Here is a 17,287-nt window from a genome sequence, read left to right on the forward strand (position 1 = left end):
ATGATTATTATTATCTCATAGCATATAAAGTTAAAGCCCTTTAACTTTATGATTAACTTTAGAGCATTGCAAAATACAAAAGGGGAGGGATTGTAAGGATGAAATTATCTGAATCCAAACGCGAGAATTTCTATTTCTACCTATTTATCGCGCCATGGTTAATCGGATTTTTAGTCTTTGCGTTATATCCAATTTTATCATCGCTGTATTATAGTTTTACGGATTACGACATTATCAGTAAGCCAACTTTTGTCGGCTTGGATAACTTTAGAGAGCTGTTCCAAGATGAGTTATTCTACAAATCGATTGTAGTAACGTTGAAGTACACTTTCATAAGTGTTCCTCTAGGACTATTCCTTTCTCTAATCTTTGCAATGCTCATTAATATGAAAATTCCAGCACGTGGTTTCTTCCGTACCGCAATGTACTTTCCAAGTATGATTTCCGGCGTTTCGATGTCACTATTGTGGTTCTGGATCTTTAATCCTGAAGCAGGGATTTTCAACTACATTCTTTCATTGTTTGGAGTGAAGGGACCGGCATGGTTCTTAGATGAAAAGTTTGCAATGTGGGCCTTGATCATCATGACCTTCTGGGGTGTAGGTGGCGGGATGATTATCTTCTTGGCTGGCTTGCAGGGCGTTCCGGCAAGTTTGCTTGAGGCAGCTAGATTGGATGGAGCAAGTAAATGGAAGACATTCTGGAGCGTAACGTTCCCGATGATTTCTCCAGTATTTTTATTCCAATTGATTATGGCGGTCATTGAGTCGTTCCAGGTATTTACGCAAGCTTACGTTATGACACAGGGTGGTCCAAACTATTCAACACGATTCTATGTATTTAACGTTTACGTAAGCGCATTCAAGGATTTCCGGCTCGGGTATGCCTCTGCGATGGCTTGGTTACTGTTGGTTGCCATACTTATCGTAACAGTGATCATTATGAAATCATCGAATCGATTCGTCTACTATGAGGGGGGACGGGATTAATGAGTAACGCCGTGATTGAGAAAAATCCGCATGTCACCATTGACCCTGCAAAAATAAAAGGTGATTCCAAGCGAAAAATGACGATTGGCGAGATTATCGCATTTATTCTACTGATTTGCATTACCTTTACGATGATCTTTCCAGTGATATTCATGGTATCTACGGCACTTAAGACGTCGAAGGAAATGCTACAATTTCCACCTACGATTATTCCGAATGTATTCGCGTGGGAGAACTTTAAGACACTTTTCACGAACGATGAAATTAAATTCGGTATCCTTTATAAGAACAGTATCATTGTCGCAGTAGTTTCTGTTATCGGTACGGTCTTTTCATCCGCACTGGTGGCATATGGGTTCTCAAGATATCGGGCTAAAGGTAAGAAAATCATGTTCATGCTGATGATTTCTACTATGATGCTCCCATATCCAGCGGTTATGATACCGCAATTCATCCTCTTCTCTAACTTGGGCTGGATGAACACCTTCTTGCCTTTGATCGTACCGACTTTCCTGGGCTCAGCTTATCAAATCTTCCTGCTAAGACAATTCTTCATGTCATTGCCGAATGAATTGTATGATTCCGGTAAAATCGATGGCTGTAGCGAATTCCGTTTGTTCTGGAAAATAGCAATCCCGCTTTCGGGTCCTGCATTAGCTACCGTTGCTATCTTCACCTTTATCTGGACATGGAATGACTTGCTAGGACCTGTATTGTACTTAAGCTCTCAAGAAAAATTCACTCTACCTGTTGGTTTGGCCGCTATGATGTCATCCAAGTTCCGGATTGCTCCTTACAACTTGCTAATGTGTGCATCGATCATGACGACTTTGCCAATTATAGCGATCTTTGCTTCAGCGCAGAAACACTTTACTGAGGGAATTGTTCTTACCGGTATTAAGTAATTGATCACATGCAATACGCTCAATTATTTGATATATACAAACTTTTTTAAAGGGGGATATTTGAATGAAACAAGCTAAGAAAAAGTTGCTCTTACTTCCAAGTCTGATTCTAGTATTCGTATTGATCTTGTCTGCTTGTGGTGGTAATAGTAAAGGAAGTTCCGGTGACGGGGATAAAGGTTCTGGTCCAGTAACTATTACGTACTATACGATCGACTCTCCGGATAGAACTTATGTAGAGAAACTAATCCCTGACTTTGAAAGCACGCATCCTAACATTAAAGTAAAGGTAGAGAAGGCCCCTTACGAACAATTCGACTCCAAACTTCAAGCGAACGTTGCAGCCAAGAATGCACCTGACCTTACATCTCACTTTGGCTATGGCGGTTTCGCAGAGTATTACAATAAAGGTTTGTTATCTGATTTGACAGATATTATGAAAGAAGATGGCTTTAAAGCATCTGATTATGGAATTCAAGATGAGTTGATGGACATCTATAAAGTTGATGGTAAAACTTATGGTATTCCTTTTAGTAACTACGTTACTATCATGCTATATAACAAAGATATGTTTGATAAAGCAGGCGTGCCATATCCAACTTCTGATTATGAAGATAAAACCTGGACGTTCGACAAGATGGTTGAAGTGGCGGATAAGCTAACTGTTCGTGATGATGATCTTGAAAAATCACAATATGGCGTTGATTTCGGTTGGGGCGAGTTCGATATGAGACCGGCGTATCTTGGAGTGAAAGTATATTCTGATGACACATGGACAAACGGCGGCAAACCAAGCGAAACGTATTTTGATTCTCCAGAAGCGATTGCAGCTTACGAGAAATTTATGGGCTTGATTTGGGATAAGAAAGTCTCCCCTCCTCCTGCTTGGTCTAAATCTGTATCAGGTCAATTCGGAGATCCGTTCTTGTCTGGCAAAATCGGAATGAGTATCGTAGGTTCATGGGGATTGGCTAGCCAAGATCAATACAATTTTAAAGTTGGTGTAGCAGCTGTTCCTTACAGCGGCACGGATGCTCCAAGAAGCGTACTATATGTTGACCCATTATTCGTATTGAAGGATTCCAAACATCCAAAAGAAGCTTATGAATTCATTAAATTCCTAATCTCCAAAGATGTTCAAGAGAAATCGATTGAATTGAGCGGTGGTACACCTCCAATTAACGATCAAGCTAAAGATAAATATTACAACAGCTTCGCAGGTGTTGATCCTAAAGAAATTAAGAATGTATATGATGGAGCAAACAAATACGGCGTTGAATCTTTCAACCATCTAGTAGCAAACTACTCGCAAATTAATGAATTGTTCATTAATGAGTTTGCGGCTGCTCAGAATAACACCAAACCTGTTCCAGAAGTTATGCAAGGAATTCAAAAGAAATTAGATAAACTGTTAGAACGTGTAAACAAATAAGATAAGGCAACCGAAGTGCGATATGGTGGGGGGAGTGGAGGAATCCCTTCCCCTCATTTGTACTCTCACTTAATGATTGCTTTTAGGAGCGACAACAAGGTGAAAGTGAGCATTTTTGATGTAGCCAAGAGATCGGGTTTGTCGGTTGTTACTGTTTCTCGCGTCTTGAATAATTCGACCAGTGTACGAGAAAAGAATCGGTTAAAAGTTTTGGAGGCTATGAAAGAGCTGGATTATCACCCGAATGCAGCCGCTCGCAGTTTGGCGAGAGGGGAGACAAGAATTATCGGGTTGATTGTCACGACGCTCAAAGACTCCTTTTTAGATGAGATTGTGAGAGAGATCACGATCGCAGCTGCTGCCCAAGGGTATTTTGTTGCGTTATCTGTTTCCTCTGACTCACAAGATAAAGGACATTATTTATTTCAGGAAGACCGTGTAGACGGCGTGCTCTTATTGTCACCTATGCGCGAAGATGAATACGTTCTTGAATTAAAGAAGAGTCAAATTCCGTTTGTTATGCTTGACAATCAGCATGCGAATTCGCCCGCAACCTCAGTTATTGTTGATAATTTTAAAGGCGGATATGAAGCAACGAAGCACCTTATCGATCTTGGACATAAAGAGATAGCGCACATTGGCGGTCCAGAGTTGTTTTTAAGTAGTCGTGAAAGAGAACGAGGATTTCTTACAGCATTAGAGGAATCAGGATTAAAACCCTTCAGCATAGAACGGGGGGAGTTTGAAATATCGACGGGTTACACCATTGCCCGTAGCTGGATTGAAGCTGGAAACATGCCGACAGCATTATTTGCAGGTGATGATTACATTGCACTCGGTGCGATGAATGCTTTTACTAATGAAGGAATTAGAGTCCCAGGGGATATCTCAATCATCGGGTTTGACGATCAGATGATCGCTTCGCAAATTCGTCCGATGCTAACAACGATGCGACAACCTGCGGATCAAATCGGGAGGACAGGAGTTGAATTGTTGCTTAAGAACATTAGCGGAGTAGCCAAGAGGAATGTGACCGTTCAATTGAGCCCTGAGCTTGTTGTTCGGGAATCCACCTCGCCTAGACTCTAACAAACATGCAATCATAGGAGTGAATCCGTTGAAATATTATTTGGGTGTAGACGGTGGCGGTAGCAAGACGTACGCACTTATCGCAGATGAACATGGAAAGATTATTGGTAAAGGACAAAGTGGAAACGGCAATCATCAAACCGATTATGAGGAAGCAAAGCATAGTATCCGGGAATCCGTGGAGATGGCACTCCGTGGGGCGGGCCTTAGTCGGGACGAGATTACATTTGCTTACTTTGGTTTAGCTGGTGCCGATAGAGAAGTAGATTATGAGATATTGAGACCGATGCTCGCAGAGCTTGGATTGCCGAAATATGATCTGAACTGTGATACTGTGATCGCGCTTCGGGCGGGAACAGATCGTCCCTATGGCGTCGTGCTGATCTGCGGAACAGGAACGAACAGTGCAGGAATTAGTCCGCGTGATGACTTTTATCAGTGTGGTGGTTTTTCCTATATGCTTGGAGACTTCGGCGGCGGTGGATCGTTATGCATTGAGGTTTTCCGTGCTGTTATTCGGGCGTGGGATGGACGGGAGCAGCCGACACTGTTAACGGAATTGCTTCTGCAGCATCTAGGTTATGACAGTGTATTAGCGATGTTTAATGATTATTTGGATCATGACAAGACACCACCCCTTAGCACAACGAAACTGTTGTTCCAAGCTGCGGCTCAAGGGGATGAAGTAGCTACAACTATTTTGCGAGTACAAGGGGAGGAACTAGGGAAGTCGGCACAGGCTGTGATCAAACGTTTAGGGATGGAAAATGATAAGTTCGATGTTGTACTTGCGGGTAGCATTATTACTCGAGGTGAAGCACGCTTTATCCATCCCTATATCGAGCAGGCAGTTAAGGCGTGTGCACCTCACGCATCTCTAGTGAAGCTTCAAGTGGAACCTGTTGTTGGAGCGTTGTGGTTGGCTTTCGAAGCTGAGGGGAATAGTCTTCCCCAGGAAGTATATGAGCGGCTTCGTACCGTATCGGATTACAATCTAGTGTAATGATTCAGTAAGACAAATTATCATAATCCATCAGTTGAAAGGAAGATGAATCAGCATGGAAAAACGCGAAGGTTTGAAAATAGCAGTTATTGGTGGGGGCTCTTCATATACACCGGAAATTGTAGAAGGTTTTATTCAAAGATATGAGCAGTTACCAGTTCGAGAACTGTGGTTAGTTGATATCGAGCAAGGTAGACATAAACTTGAAATTGTTGGGGAATTAGCTAAACGAATGGTGGCCAAATCAGGGCTCCCCATTCAAGTATTCTTAACCCTAGATCGCCGCGAAGCGATTGCAGGAGCTGATTTTATTACAACTCAAATGAGAGTTGGGTTACTGGAGGCGCGGAAGTGGGATGAGCATATCCCGAATCAGCATGGGGTAATCGGTCAAGAAACAACTGGTCCTGGGGGAATGATGAAGGCTCTTCGGACAATCCCAGTCTTATTAGACATATGTAAAGATATCGAAGAGTTAAGTCCAGACGCATGGCTGTTGAATTTTACAAATCCGGCGGGGATGGTCACAGAGGCGATCAATCGGCATTCTAACGTGAAAAGTATTGGACTTTGTAATGCACCAATTGGTTTGCAGAAGAGATTAAGTGAACAATACAACACGCCGATCGATAACATTTATACGGAGTTTGTAGGACTGAATCACTTGCACTGGGTAACTCGTATCGAGGTTGATGGCGAGGATAAACTTCAGGAAATGCTAGATAACCGTGAGGACTATTCCGCAAAGAATGTTCCGCCATCTGAATGGGATCCTGAATTCCTGAGTGGATTAGGCGGATATCCTTCGTATTATTTGAAGTATTTCTACATGACCGACGTTATGCTTGAGGAACAAGTAGAGTCATTGAACGCGAACGGAACTCGTGCCGATGTTGTGAAGAGAGTCGAAGATGAATTGTTTGAACTGTACAAGGATCTGAACCTGCAAGATAAACCGAAGCAATTGGAACAACGTGGGGGTGCGTATTATTCCGAAGCAGCGGTAAATCTAATGGATTCGCTATATAACGATAAGCGCGATGTTCAGACTTTGAACGTATCCAACGGGAACATTCTTGATTTCCTTCCGGCAGATGCCAGTATTGAGGTGAACTGTCTCGTTACGAGTAAAGGCCCAATTCCAGTGTCGGTAACACGAGTTCCTGAACAAACGAAAGGGCTCATCCATGCGGTCAAAACCTATGAGAGACTAACTATTGAAGCTGCAGTAACTGGTGATAGATCTATCGCGTTGCAAGCGATGGCAAGCCATCCGTTAGTTCCATCGGTCAAAGTAGCCAAGATATTGCTGGACGAGATGCTGGAATGTAACAAGCAATACTTACCTGCATTTTTTAAATAAATAGAATAAGGTAAGAAGGGAAAAACAAAGACCAGCCATGGGCTGGTCTTTGTTAATAGATAATTGATTCAGTCATGTTATTTAAAGAACACTTTATCCAAGTAATTAGTTAGATCCGTGCGAAGCTTATCGATGTCTTCTTTATATGTTTCTGAGTTGTTGGCAGGGCTACGGTCATTGACGAAGCGTCCTTTGTTCTCTACGCCCCAGAATCCTGCGGTATCATCGTCTAACACTTTGAACGCGGCCATGTATTGATCCCATAGCTTATCGTTGATGCCGACTCCATCTCCGCTGAAGCCCCGACCGCCGCCAAGGAAGCCACAGTTCATAATAGTAAAGATTGATTTGTCTTTCAACAATCCTTCTAGTCCATCAGCTGTGTTCTGATAAGCGAACTTCTTAGCAAATACGCGCTCCATATATCCTTTCACGATCGCGTTTGGCGTGTCATGCCAGTTTGGATAGACAAAGATAATATACGTTGCTTGTTTTACATAATTTTGTTCAGTTGCTACGTCCGGTGTCGGTTCCCCAGTTCCGTCTTTTGCATAATAGAAATCCTCTGGCATGATGACTGGGTTAAATTTCAAATCATACAGATCGCGGACTTCTACCTCTACGCCTTTATCTTCGAAATGTTTCATTGCTGTATAGGCTAAATCATAGTTTACACTGTACTTACGTGGATCACCGACTACGAATAGCGCCTTCTTCTTATTAGAATCAGTAAAGCCCTTAGGTTCATACTTCCGTATGTGTGAATCCGGTACAACTGAGGCGGATGTTTCTGCATCTACGGATGCTCCCGTTGTTGCTTCCGTATCAGCGGCTGCCCCTTCATTGGTCGTAGACACATTGGAAGGTGTTGTGTCAGCCGTTTCGCTGTCTTGCCGACCGCATGCGGTAATGGATAATACAAGGCTTGCTGTGATTAGTAAAAAGATAAATTTTTTGATGATAAGCTCCTCCTTAGATTATGTACAATTCCAAATATATCAAGAGCTGATTATTAATCATGTGAATTAAATCACAAAGTAGCTTGATTTGTCACAATAACCGGTTTCAATGTGAATTATAGAAGGAAACTACGATATATTTACAAAAATTACATTGGATTAAATGAATGTTACTTCTAAACGTGGCATTATCGCTATATGACCAATATCACATCAAAATATGAAACTATCGGACTATATACCAATATATAGCAATTAATTACAATGGAAATATGAAATATGTGATTGTATAAGACAAGTACATCCTCTGATTTATCTCGAACTATGTAAACGCTACCATTTTTTTGCCTTCCCAAGATACTCCTATGCCGCTGCATATGAATATACCTTTCTAAGACACTGCCTGTTACCTACTTCGGTTCTACTTACTCTTGCATTTTGAATGGGAGGTGTGATTGCTGGCTAGCCCTATGAAACTGTAAGAAAAAATTGTAGGAGGCGATGGTATGAGAAGAGCTTTAATTAGAAGAGTTAGAGGGTTCAAAAGGACACTTCCGCTTGTGATTGTTATTGCTGTTTTCTTAGGTATGCTACCATCTATGGCTTTTGCAGCGGATCGAGGTGCCTGGGCACCAAATGTATCATATGCTTTAAATGATACGGTTACGTATGGTGGGAATACGTATAAAGATATTCAGCCTCACACCTCTCTTCTTGGCTGGGAGCCGCCGAATGTACCTGCGCTCTGGGTGCTAGTCCAAGGGGGAGGGGGTAATGATATCTTGCCACCTTCCGCGCCTACTAATTTGCATGCAACGGGTACTACAACATCTAGCGTGAGCTTGGCTTGGGATGCATCGACCGATAATGTCGGAGTTACAGGTTACGATGTGTATCAAGGAACGACCCTGCTAGGGACTGTCTCAGGAAGCACACTCAACTATACAAATTCAGGGCTTAGTGCTAACACGACCTATACGTATAAGGTTACTGCCAAGGATGCTGCAGGTAACATATCCGGCTATAGCAATCAAATTAGCGTAACCACAGACCCTATTTCGGGAGGTGATTTACTACCTCCAACGGTTCCTACTAATGTTACTGTAAGCTCAACGACTTCTTCCAGTATTTCATTATCTTGGACCGCGTCAACGGATAATGTTGCAGTCACCGGATATAACGTCTATCAAGGCTCGACGTTAGCACTTACGGTAACGGGTACAACAGCTACCATCACGGGGCTTGCAGCTAGTACAACTTACTCCTTTACGGTTGTAGCCAAGGATGCTGCCGGCAATGTTTCCGCTGCAAGTACAGCTGTCAGTGGAACAACTACGGGCGGTGGCGGGAACTTACCGAAGCACGTTCTTACTGGATACTGGCATAACTTCATTAATAACTCGTCTAACATAAAAGTAAGCGACATCCCAAGCCAATACGATATTATTGTCCTGTCCTTTGCTGATATGGATCTAACGAAACCAGGTGGCGTTACCTTTAATGTTGATTCTAAATTATCTACTGCGCTTGGCGGATATAGTAATGCTGATTTGATTAGTGATATCCAGGCGAAGCGAGCGCAAGGCAAGAAAGTTATTCTTTCCATCGGGGGGGCTGAAGGTAATATTAACCTGGGCAGCGCAACTCCGAATGTATCCAATTTTGTTACCAGTATGACAGGTCTCATTAATCAGTTTGGATTAGATGGTATTGATATCGATCTGGAGAGCGGCATGAATGTAGCGAATTTAACATCAGCGGTTCGTCAGATACAGCAACAATTTGGCCCGAACTTCATCCTGACTATGGCTCCTCAAACGATTGACATGCAAAGTTCAAATACCTCTTATATTCAGCTGTATAATAATTTGAAGGACATCACAACGGTTGTGAATGTTCAGTACTACAACTCAGGCTGTATGTTAGGTCGTGACGGACAATGTTATTCCCAAGGCACGATTAATTTCCTCACGGCTCTTTCCGATTTGACGCTGCAATGGATTGAACCTTCTCAATTTGGAATCGGTGTTCCCGCCGTTCCTTCTGCAGCCGGCGGAGGTTATGTTGCACCTAGTGTTGTAAATGATGCATTGAAGTGCTTGGCAACGGGTAGTAACTGTGGAACATATAAACCTGTTGCGAAATACCCGGATATTCGCGGTGCTATGACATGGTCTATTAACTGGGATAAGACAAGCAATTATAATCTGGCTAATACGATAAAAGCATTCTTAACAACGATGCCTTAAGTTAGGCGAAGAGAAAAGGGTGTCCTAAGACCGTGAACATGGCTTGGGACACCCTTTTTTGCGAATGACTTTAATGGCGTGGCTTATTTAGATCCTGCCTGAGCTTGCGCCATATATTGACTGAAATCAGCGATACTTGGGTTAGCTATATAATGGCCGCCTTCAACCTGGATGGTTTGTCCTGTGATGAATTTGGATTCATCAGAAGCCAGGAATAGGACCGTGTTTCCGATATCATCGGCTTCACCATGATAAGGTAAAGCATTGAATTTCATGAATATATCCAATACCTCCTGCGGCATATTTCGCTTAGCTGCTGGAGTTAAGATCAGGCCGGGGGCAACACCATTGCAACGAATCTTATCCTTACCGTACTGAGCAGCAATATATCTAGTAAGATTCACAACCGCTGCTTTGGAAGCGCCGTAAGCAGAACGTAGGGTATCTCCTGCAAACGCCGACATCGATGCCGTATTAATAATAGATCCTCCGCCGGCTTTAATCATATGTGGTATTGCATAACGGCTACCTACTAGGACACTCTTGGTATTTACATTCATCAGACGATCCCATTCGTCCAAATCTATATTTACTACATCAAGGTCTTTTTGCAAATTGGTTAAGCCTACATTGTTAAATAAAACCGTAACCGTACCGTATTGCGCAACTGTAAAATCTACCGCTGCCTTGATCGAATCCTCTTTCGATGCATCCAAGAATAAGCCAACCGCTTCCCCGCCTTGGCTTGTAATGTGCGCTGCCGCTTCTTTTGCAGCATCCGTATTAAAGTCCGCAATGACAACCTTAGCGCCTTCTTTGGCCAATAAAGTAGCAGCTGACAATCCTATACCGGAGGCTCCTCCTGTTACTAAAGCGACTTTACCTTGTACTCGATTCATGATGTAATCTCCTTTGTTAGTTGTAGATTTAAATGAGCTATCTATTCGTTACGATCATTAATATTAGCTAATAATTTTTCGTGGATTTTTAGATACTGATGTACTTCTTCCTCAGTAAGTGTCTGAAATAGTCTGACTCTTAATTCCTGACCTTTTTGCTGTGCTTCTTTCAGAACTTCCAGACCTTTGTCAGTGATGGCAAGGAGCACGTTTCGACGATCGTCTGTGTTGTATTGCCGTTCGGCAAAGCCTAAACGAATAAGCCGATTTGAAATATGAGTCATTGCTCCTGGGGTATATCCCAGTTTCTTGGCTAACATGGTTTGTTTCTGTGGACCCTTATGTTTCAATTCGGATAAGACGATAACTGGAGAAATTCCAATGTTGTGCTCAAAGGAGTTCATCCATTGAATGATCACTTCATTCGTAAATAATTCAACCGTATGGATCAGTCTGAAAATATCAGTTTGTTCCAAGAATTAACCTCCTATATGGTAAAAATAATACGCCATACTATCTAAGTTTAATGGCACCGCCATCAACCATAATTGTCTGTCCTGTAATGTAGTCTGAATCCTCACTTGCCAAGAAGACCGCTACACGTCCAATATCACTTTCTAGTTCACCCAAACGTCCAAGTGGAATCTTGGATAGCATGGTTCTATAGTATTCAGGTTCTTCTTCTGCCCACTTTTGAACGCCTGGAGAATTGGCAATAGGAGAAATCAAATTAACGTTGATTCCAAACGGTCCAAATTCATTAGCTGCTACACGTGTTATGGCACGAATGGCTTCTTTCGCAGCAGCATATGTTGCTTGACCTACATCGCCATTCAGTCCTGCGCCCGAAGAGAAATTAATGATTTTACCTTTCGTCTCTTTTAAATAGGGCAATGCCGCCTGCATAAGGTAGAAGGTTGGGTAGAAACCTGTGTTGAAAGATAAGTCGAAGTCTTCTTGTGTAATTTGATCAAATGATTTCATTCTTGACGCATGAGCGTTATTAACTAGAATATCCAACTTACCAAAGGTGTCGATGGCCTGTTGTATAATTCCCTGTAGTTTATTATGATCTGCAAGATTAGCTTGTATGAAAATAGATTCCGGTTGGTATATCTGCAATTCTTGAATGGATTGTAGACCAACTTCTTCGTTAAGATCCACAATGACCACTTTGGCTCCCTCTTTAACAAAAGCCATGGCCATTCCTTTACCTATTCCCGATGCTCCGCCTGTAATAATTGCAACTTTTCCATCCAGTCTATTCATTAAGTAACATCTCCTTCTAGAATTATTTTAACACAATAATATTTAATATTAAAATACTTAAAATTTAACAATACTTATAAAGGAGCATTCGTTGTCTAGTAGTACTTCTGAGTCACTCACATAATTTACCGATCATTACAATTCAAAATGCAATAAGTGAAGTCAAAAAAAGCCAAGATCTCTATTGATCTTGGCTTTACTTGAGTATCTTTCAAACTTATCCTTTTACCGAACCGGCAACGACTCCGTTAATAATGAACCTTTGCATAAATAAGTAGAATATGACCATTGGAGTAACACCGAGAACCATCATTGGGAAAAAAGCGGTCCAGTCGGTAGAGAACGGTCCTACGTTTTTGTATACCTCGAGCAGAATCACCGCCTTGGAAGGACTTTGCAGAAATAGAAGAGGGGTCATAAAGTCATTCCAGACCGCTAGTGCATTTAGAATACACACCGTTGCAATGATTGGCTTTAGTAGTGGGAATACAATGACCCAATAGATACGTAGCTTGCGACACCCGTCTATAGCAGCTGCTTCTTCCAGCTCAAATGGGATGGTGTTAATAAAGCCCTTAAACAGAAATATAGAGAACGACATATTTATGCAGAAGACACTGACTAATATAACACCTACTAAGGAATTCATGACACCTAAACCAGACACGACCTTATACAACGGAATTAATGAAATCTGAAAGGGAACCATGAGTCCAATCATGAATATTCCATAAATTCGTTTATACATTTTTTCTGGTCTGCGGGCAATGACATAGGCAGCCATCGATGAAAAGGCTACGAGTAGGGATACAGAACTCACATTAACAATAACGTTGTTTAGAAGTGCTCGCGGATAATTCATTGCGGTAAAAGCCTTTATATAGTTATCCAGCATAAAGACTTTTGGCAATCCCATCGGGCTCAGGGCGGCCTCCGCTGGTGTCTTGAATGTTGTGACAAGCAGATAATAGATTGGGATTAGCATGATGACGGCCAGAATAATCAACACAACTTCTAGTAGGATCAGGCTGCGTTTGTTCATGATATTTTCTCCTCCCATTTATTAAAGCTCCATGTGATAGCTTTGGAAACTATTAATACCAGTAGAAAGAAAATCACGCCGAATGCAGCAGCATATGCTGTTCTTCCTTCAGTGAATCCTCTTCGAATCAACATGGTTGTAATGGTTTCAGTCGCATATCCTGGACCGCCTGAAGTCATGGAGAAGATAATATCAAATACTTTTAATCCGCCGATCATACTCATCAGAACGTTAAAAGAAACGGAAGGGTAGAGTAGGGGGAGCGTGACTCTAAAAAATCGGTGCCTAGCATTCGCTCCATCGATTTTCGCCGCTTCGTATAAGGATTCATCAATACTTTGGATATTCGCCAAATAAATAACCATGGCCCATCCAGTCCATTGCCATAATTGTGTGAACAAGACGGAGAACAATGCAAGCTTGGGATTGCCAAGCCAATTGATCGGTTGAAGTCCGAACAACTGTACAAGTTGATTCAACAGACCATGATCAGCAGAAGTCATAATGAAAGACCATAGATAACCTACAATTAATACGCTCAGAATCGCTGGAGCAAAAAACACGGTTTTCAATAAATTAGCCGACTTGAGCTTTAACGATAGAGCAACTGCCAAGGGGATAGCTAATATATTTTGTAAAATGGTCATAACAATTGCATAAATAAATGAATTCTTGACGGCAGCCGTCGTCTGAACGTCATGGAATAATCCAACAAAATTCTTAAGGCCAATGAAGCTATAGTTAGGTTTATATACAGACCAGTTCGTTAAACTGTATCCAAAGTTCATCAGTGTCGGCAAAATAAAAAAGATGCTAAATCCAATAAGTGCTGGTGCAATCATCAGTAAATACACGTAATTATTCCGCAGGGTCTTCGTGAATTCCGGTTTCATATATGTTCCTCCCCTATGCAGAAGGGGGCTGAAATAGCCCCCATTCCTCCTATATATCTAATCTTCTGCTTTACATTGAATCTCTGATTGTCTTTGCTGTTTGATCGGCATCTTGTAATGCTTGATCTGTAGTTTTCATGCCAGAGAGCACTTCTTGCAGAGCTTTACCATAGCTTTCTACGATTGGATTTCCCCCGAGCCAGTACAACCAAGGTCCATATACATGACCTGCTTCGAAGGCAGCTGAAGAGTCAGCAAATTCTTCACCTAAATCCACTTCAACACCTTTAACGAAGGAGCTACCTACGTTATCTGCGATCAGAGCTTGTTGAGCTTCAGGGGTAGCAGTAACTCGAAGTACTTCTAGTGCAGCTTCCACATTTTTAGAATCTTTGTTGATTGCTAATGCACTGCCTGGTCCACCAATCATCCAACCTGTTCCTTTTTCAACACCAGGGAACGGGAACATGCCTAGTTCAAGATCTGGATTTTTTTGTTTGATGGTTTCTAATGCCCAAGGTCCGGATTGCCACATAGCTGATTTACCGGTTGCAAACTCGTCTAGCGCTTGATCGTAATCCATCCCTAGCATTTTCGAATCCAAATATCCTTGATCGATAATCTTCTTCCACTCTGTGAGTGCCTTACTCCAGTTGTCCGCGAGTAACACTTCACCAGCATTAAACTTGTCGTCAAAGCCTTTGCTCTCTTGCTTGGAATAAAACTCATTAAGCACCATACCCATGGATTGTTTCATCATAGGTTCCCAGGATGCGGCTCCCATCGATTGTGGTTTAATCCCTTTATCTTTCAGCGTTTTATGGATTTGCATCCATTCATCAAATGTTTGCGGTGGGGTTAAGCCGTTTTCTTTAAAGATAGCTTTGTTATAATAAATTCCTTCGAACCAAGATTGTAGAGGTGTGGCATAGATTTTATCTTTGAGTGTATAAGCCTGAAATCCTGTGTCTACATAATTGCTGATAAAATCCTGATCTGTAAGATCAAGCAGATATCCTGCCGAAGCTAAGAGGGTTGTTTCTCCACCCGTCTCAATGAGATCCGGTCCTTCCTTGGAGGCAAGTTGTGTGTTTAAGACACTATTAAACTGGTCTAACGCTACAAATTGAAACTCTACTTCAATGTTAGGAAGCTTCTCTTTCAAGAATTCCAAGTACGATTTTCTAATGCTCTCTTGGTTATAGGCCATGAGGCGAACCTTAACCTTCTTGCCATCCTGTGCCTCGGAATTTGCGGCTGGCTTATTGTTGGAATCTGCAGTTTGGTTCGGTTCTGTCTTTGCGCAACCAGAAACTACAGAAGTGGCTAATATCGCCGTAAGCAACATCGCAAGTGACTTTTTCATGTGTGACCCCTCCGTATAAATTGTTATATTCTTAATCCTTACACCCCAATGATAGCGTTTTCTTTAAGGACGATGAATCAATAATATTCGTGATCTTTTATCACATTATTATTGTTTTTAGGTCGATTCGATATAGGATTCTAAAGAAATATTACGATCAGGCATGCTAATGCAAATATATTCTAGCACTATATTACGTTCGGCTGTTTCATAATAAAAAAGCCCACGCATTGGTTGGTCACTAGCTACCAAGCAATGCGTGAGCAGATTAAAGATGAATGGTTTAAGCTTGCAATTCCAGTACGATCGGTTCACCCACAAGTGGAGCCAAGGTAACAGTTACTCCACCATCCCATAATAGACCATGCCGATCCTTCCATGTTCCCTTGGGCAACTTCACGAATCGATCAACTGCGCCTTTTAGTAGGATAGGGGCAACTAATACTTGATCACCTAGCATGAATTGATCCGTTATGTTCTCTAGGTTTTGATTAGGAAAGACGTAATCCATCAATCTGGCTATTGGTTCACCTGTAAGGCGAGCATGATCCACTAGCTGCAGGATCAAAGGCATATATTCATTTCGGAGCTCAACACTTTTCTTAATAAGCTCAAAGTTGTCCGGGCTAAGCACCCTCCACGGGGCTGCAGAAAATTGCATCGTGGGAAGTAGACAAGCAATTTGTGCATGACGCACAAATAATTCCTCATCCAAGTTCTGAGAGTTCTGATGAAAGTTTAAATATTCTCCTCCGCCAATCATATCCGTACAAACAAACGGATGACCCGTTATTCCCTGAACAAGCGTATTAGGAATCAGAGATTGTATACCATGCTCGTCCCAACTATGGTTCTTATCCGCTAATCTCTGCATAAGAGGAAGGCCTGCAGCTTTCCACGTCACCCGGAACTCATTATATTCGTATTTGCTCCCATACTCTGCCCATAGTCGCGATTGCGTATTAGGATCGGTAGGGCTATAGGTGACCATCTCATTGCTGTAGAAGATACTATCACCTGCATCAAATTTGAAGCCATCTACTCCATATTCATTCATTAGGATGGAGAGTTGTTGGTCTAACCACTCTATCGTAGCGGGATTAGACATGTCCAATACCGCCGAGTATCCATTCCACCATTTGCAAATATAAGGATCATTATCCTTGGTTTCAATAAGCAAGTGATGATCTCTTAAATATCTGAATTCGGTTGTGTCCGGTGTTATGAAGGGGCATATCCATGCCATTACCTTAAAACCTTGAGTATGTAAATCATCTATCATTTGCTTAGCATCAGGAAACTTCTCTTTGTTAAATGACCATTTTCCATAATAGTCGCTCCAGCCGTCATCAATCATCAGAACACCGCTAGGTAATCCATGTCCCGTGATATCAGCTGCATATTTCATAACGTCCTTCTGATTCTGATAGAATGTAAGTTCAATCCAAGTATTATATTGTGGCGCTGTAAATAGATTCATCCCGATGGAGTCCCCTTTGAACGGGAAATGTTTGGCGCGCGCATCGATATAAGCCTCTTGAAGGGTAGCATGCTGTGCACTTATAATAGGTTCACTCTTGTGATAGTCGATGGATAGGGTGCCTTTTTTGAAATGAAGCTGGAAACCATCCTCACACCAAATATATCTTCCTTTTGTTGAGACCATAAATGGCATTGCCTGATTTACCGTGGTATTGATCTCCATGTTGATATCGCTTTCAGATTCTTCACCCAAAGGCTGTGCCCAGCCATAATGACAATATCCTCCATACCAGCGTTCATTCGTTAATAGATCAAATGTGATGTTCAAGAAGCTCGCTCCTTTATCA

15 protein-coding genes are annotated in these 17,287 nt (G+C 41.9%); 7 read left to right on the plus strand and 8 right to left on the minus strand.

Annotated features, from left to right (window positions below; genetic code table 11):
- Positions 1-98 precede the first annotated feature (98 nt).
- The 6 genes from IEW05_RS22025 to IEW05_RS22050 all read left to right on the plus strand — a co-directional run bounded on the left by IEW05_RS22025 (position 99) and on the right by IEW05_RS22050 (position 6,781).
- A complete protein-coding gene (locus tag IEW05_RS22025) occupies positions 99-989 on the plus strand; it encodes a carbohydrate ABC transporter permease (protein WP_188542013.1) in 891 nt (296 codons plus the stop codon).
- Entirely contained in the window at positions 989-1,894 is a 906-nt protein-coding gene (locus IEW05_RS22030; RefSeq protein ID WP_188542014.1) for a carbohydrate ABC transporter permease, read from the plus strand. The genes IEW05_RS22025 and IEW05_RS22030 overlap by 1 nt, the downstream gene beginning before the upstream one ends.
- Before the next feature lie 64 nt (positions 1,895-1,958).
- A complete protein-coding gene (locus IEW05_RS22035) occupies positions 1,959-3,326 on the plus strand; it encodes an ABC transporter substrate-binding protein (protein WP_188542015.1) in 1,368 nt (455 codons plus the stop codon).
- 99 nt (positions 3,327-3,425) lie between these two features.
- Positions 3,426-4,415, plus strand: a complete 990-nt coding sequence (locus IEW05_RS22040; protein WP_188542016.1) for a LacI family DNA-binding transcriptional regulator — start codon at positions 3,426-3,428, stop codon at positions 4,413-4,415.
- Positions 4,416-4,443: 28 nt separating this feature from the next.
- Positions 4,444-5,418 (plus strand): N-acetylglucosamine kinase, encoded by a 975-nt coding sequence (locus tag IEW05_RS22045; RefSeq protein WP_188542017.1) that lies wholly within the window; start codon positions 4,444-4,446, stop codon positions 5,416-5,418.
- Between the two features lie 55 nt (positions 5,419-5,473).
- Positions 5,474-6,781, plus strand: a complete 1,308-nt coding sequence (locus IEW05_RS22050) for a 6-phospho-beta-glucosidase (RefSeq protein ID WP_188542018.1) — start codon at positions 5,474-5,476, stop codon at positions 6,779-6,781.
- Positions 6,782-6,858: 77 nt separating this feature from the next.
- On the opposite strand, the gene IEW05_RS22055 is transcribed toward IEW05_RS22050, so the two are convergent.
- On the minus strand, positions 6,859-7,638 hold the full coding sequence (locus IEW05_RS22055) for an NAD(P)H-dependent oxidoreductase (RefSeq protein WP_229753656.1): 780 nt from the start codon (positions 7,636-7,638) through the stop codon (positions 6,859-6,861).
- A gap of 608 nt (positions 7,639-8,246) precedes the next feature.
- Between IEW05_RS22055 and IEW05_RS22060 the strand changes: the two genes are divergently transcribed.
- On the plus strand, positions 8,247-9,989 hold the full coding sequence (locus IEW05_RS22060) for a fibronectin type III domain-containing protein (RefSeq protein WP_188542019.1): 1,743 nt from the start codon (positions 8,247-8,249) through the stop codon (positions 9,987-9,989).
- Positions 9,990-10,072: 83 nt separating this feature from the next.
- On the opposite strand, the gene IEW05_RS22065 is transcribed toward IEW05_RS22060, so the two are convergent.
- From IEW05_RS22065 to IEW05_RS22095, 7 genes are all read right to left on the minus strand, one after another.
- Complete coding sequence (locus IEW05_RS22065) at positions 10,073-10,888, minus strand: SDR family NAD(P)-dependent oxidoreductase (protein WP_188542020.1); 816 nt, start codon at positions 10,886-10,888, stop codon at positions 10,073-10,075.
- 41 nt (positions 10,889-10,929) lie between these two features.
- Entirely contained in the window at positions 10,930-11,364 is a 435-nt protein-coding gene (locus IEW05_RS22070) for a MarR family winged helix-turn-helix transcriptional regulator (protein WP_188542021.1), read from the minus strand.
- 37 nt (positions 11,365-11,401) lie between these two features.
- Positions 11,402-12,157, minus strand: coding sequence for an SDR family NAD(P)-dependent oxidoreductase (locus IEW05_RS22075; protein ID WP_188542022.1), 756 nt, complete (start codon positions 12,155-12,157; stop codon positions 11,402-11,404).
- A 217-nt stretch (positions 12,158-12,374) separates the two neighbouring features.
- Complete coding sequence (locus tag IEW05_RS22080; RefSeq protein ID WP_188542023.1) at positions 12,375-13,199, minus strand: carbohydrate ABC transporter permease; 825 nt, start codon at positions 13,197-13,199, stop codon at positions 12,375-12,377.
- Positions 13,196-14,092, minus strand: coding sequence for a carbohydrate ABC transporter permease (locus IEW05_RS22085; RefSeq protein WP_188542024.1), 897 nt, complete (start codon positions 14,090-14,092; stop codon positions 13,196-13,198). The genes IEW05_RS22080 and IEW05_RS22085 overlap by 4 nt, the downstream gene beginning before the upstream one ends.
- A 70-nt stretch (positions 14,093-14,162) precedes the next feature.
- Positions 14,163-15,458, minus strand: a complete 1,296-nt coding sequence (locus IEW05_RS22090; RefSeq protein ID WP_188542025.1) for an ABC transporter substrate-binding protein — start codon at positions 15,456-15,458, stop codon at positions 14,163-14,165.
- 283 nt (positions 15,459-15,741) lie between these two features.
- Positions 15,742-17,268 (minus strand): glycoside hydrolase family 31 protein, encoded by a 1,527-nt coding sequence (locus tag IEW05_RS22095; protein ID WP_229753658.1) that lies wholly within the window; start codon positions 17,266-17,268, stop codon positions 15,742-15,744.
- Between the last annotated feature and the right edge of the window lie 19 nt (positions 17,269-17,287).

It is taken from the genome of Paenibacillus segetis (genome assembly GCF_014639155.1).
In the GTDB taxonomy this organism is placed as follows: domain Bacteria; phylum Bacillota; class Bacilli; order Paenibacillales; family Paenibacillaceae; genus Fontibacillus; species Fontibacillus segetis.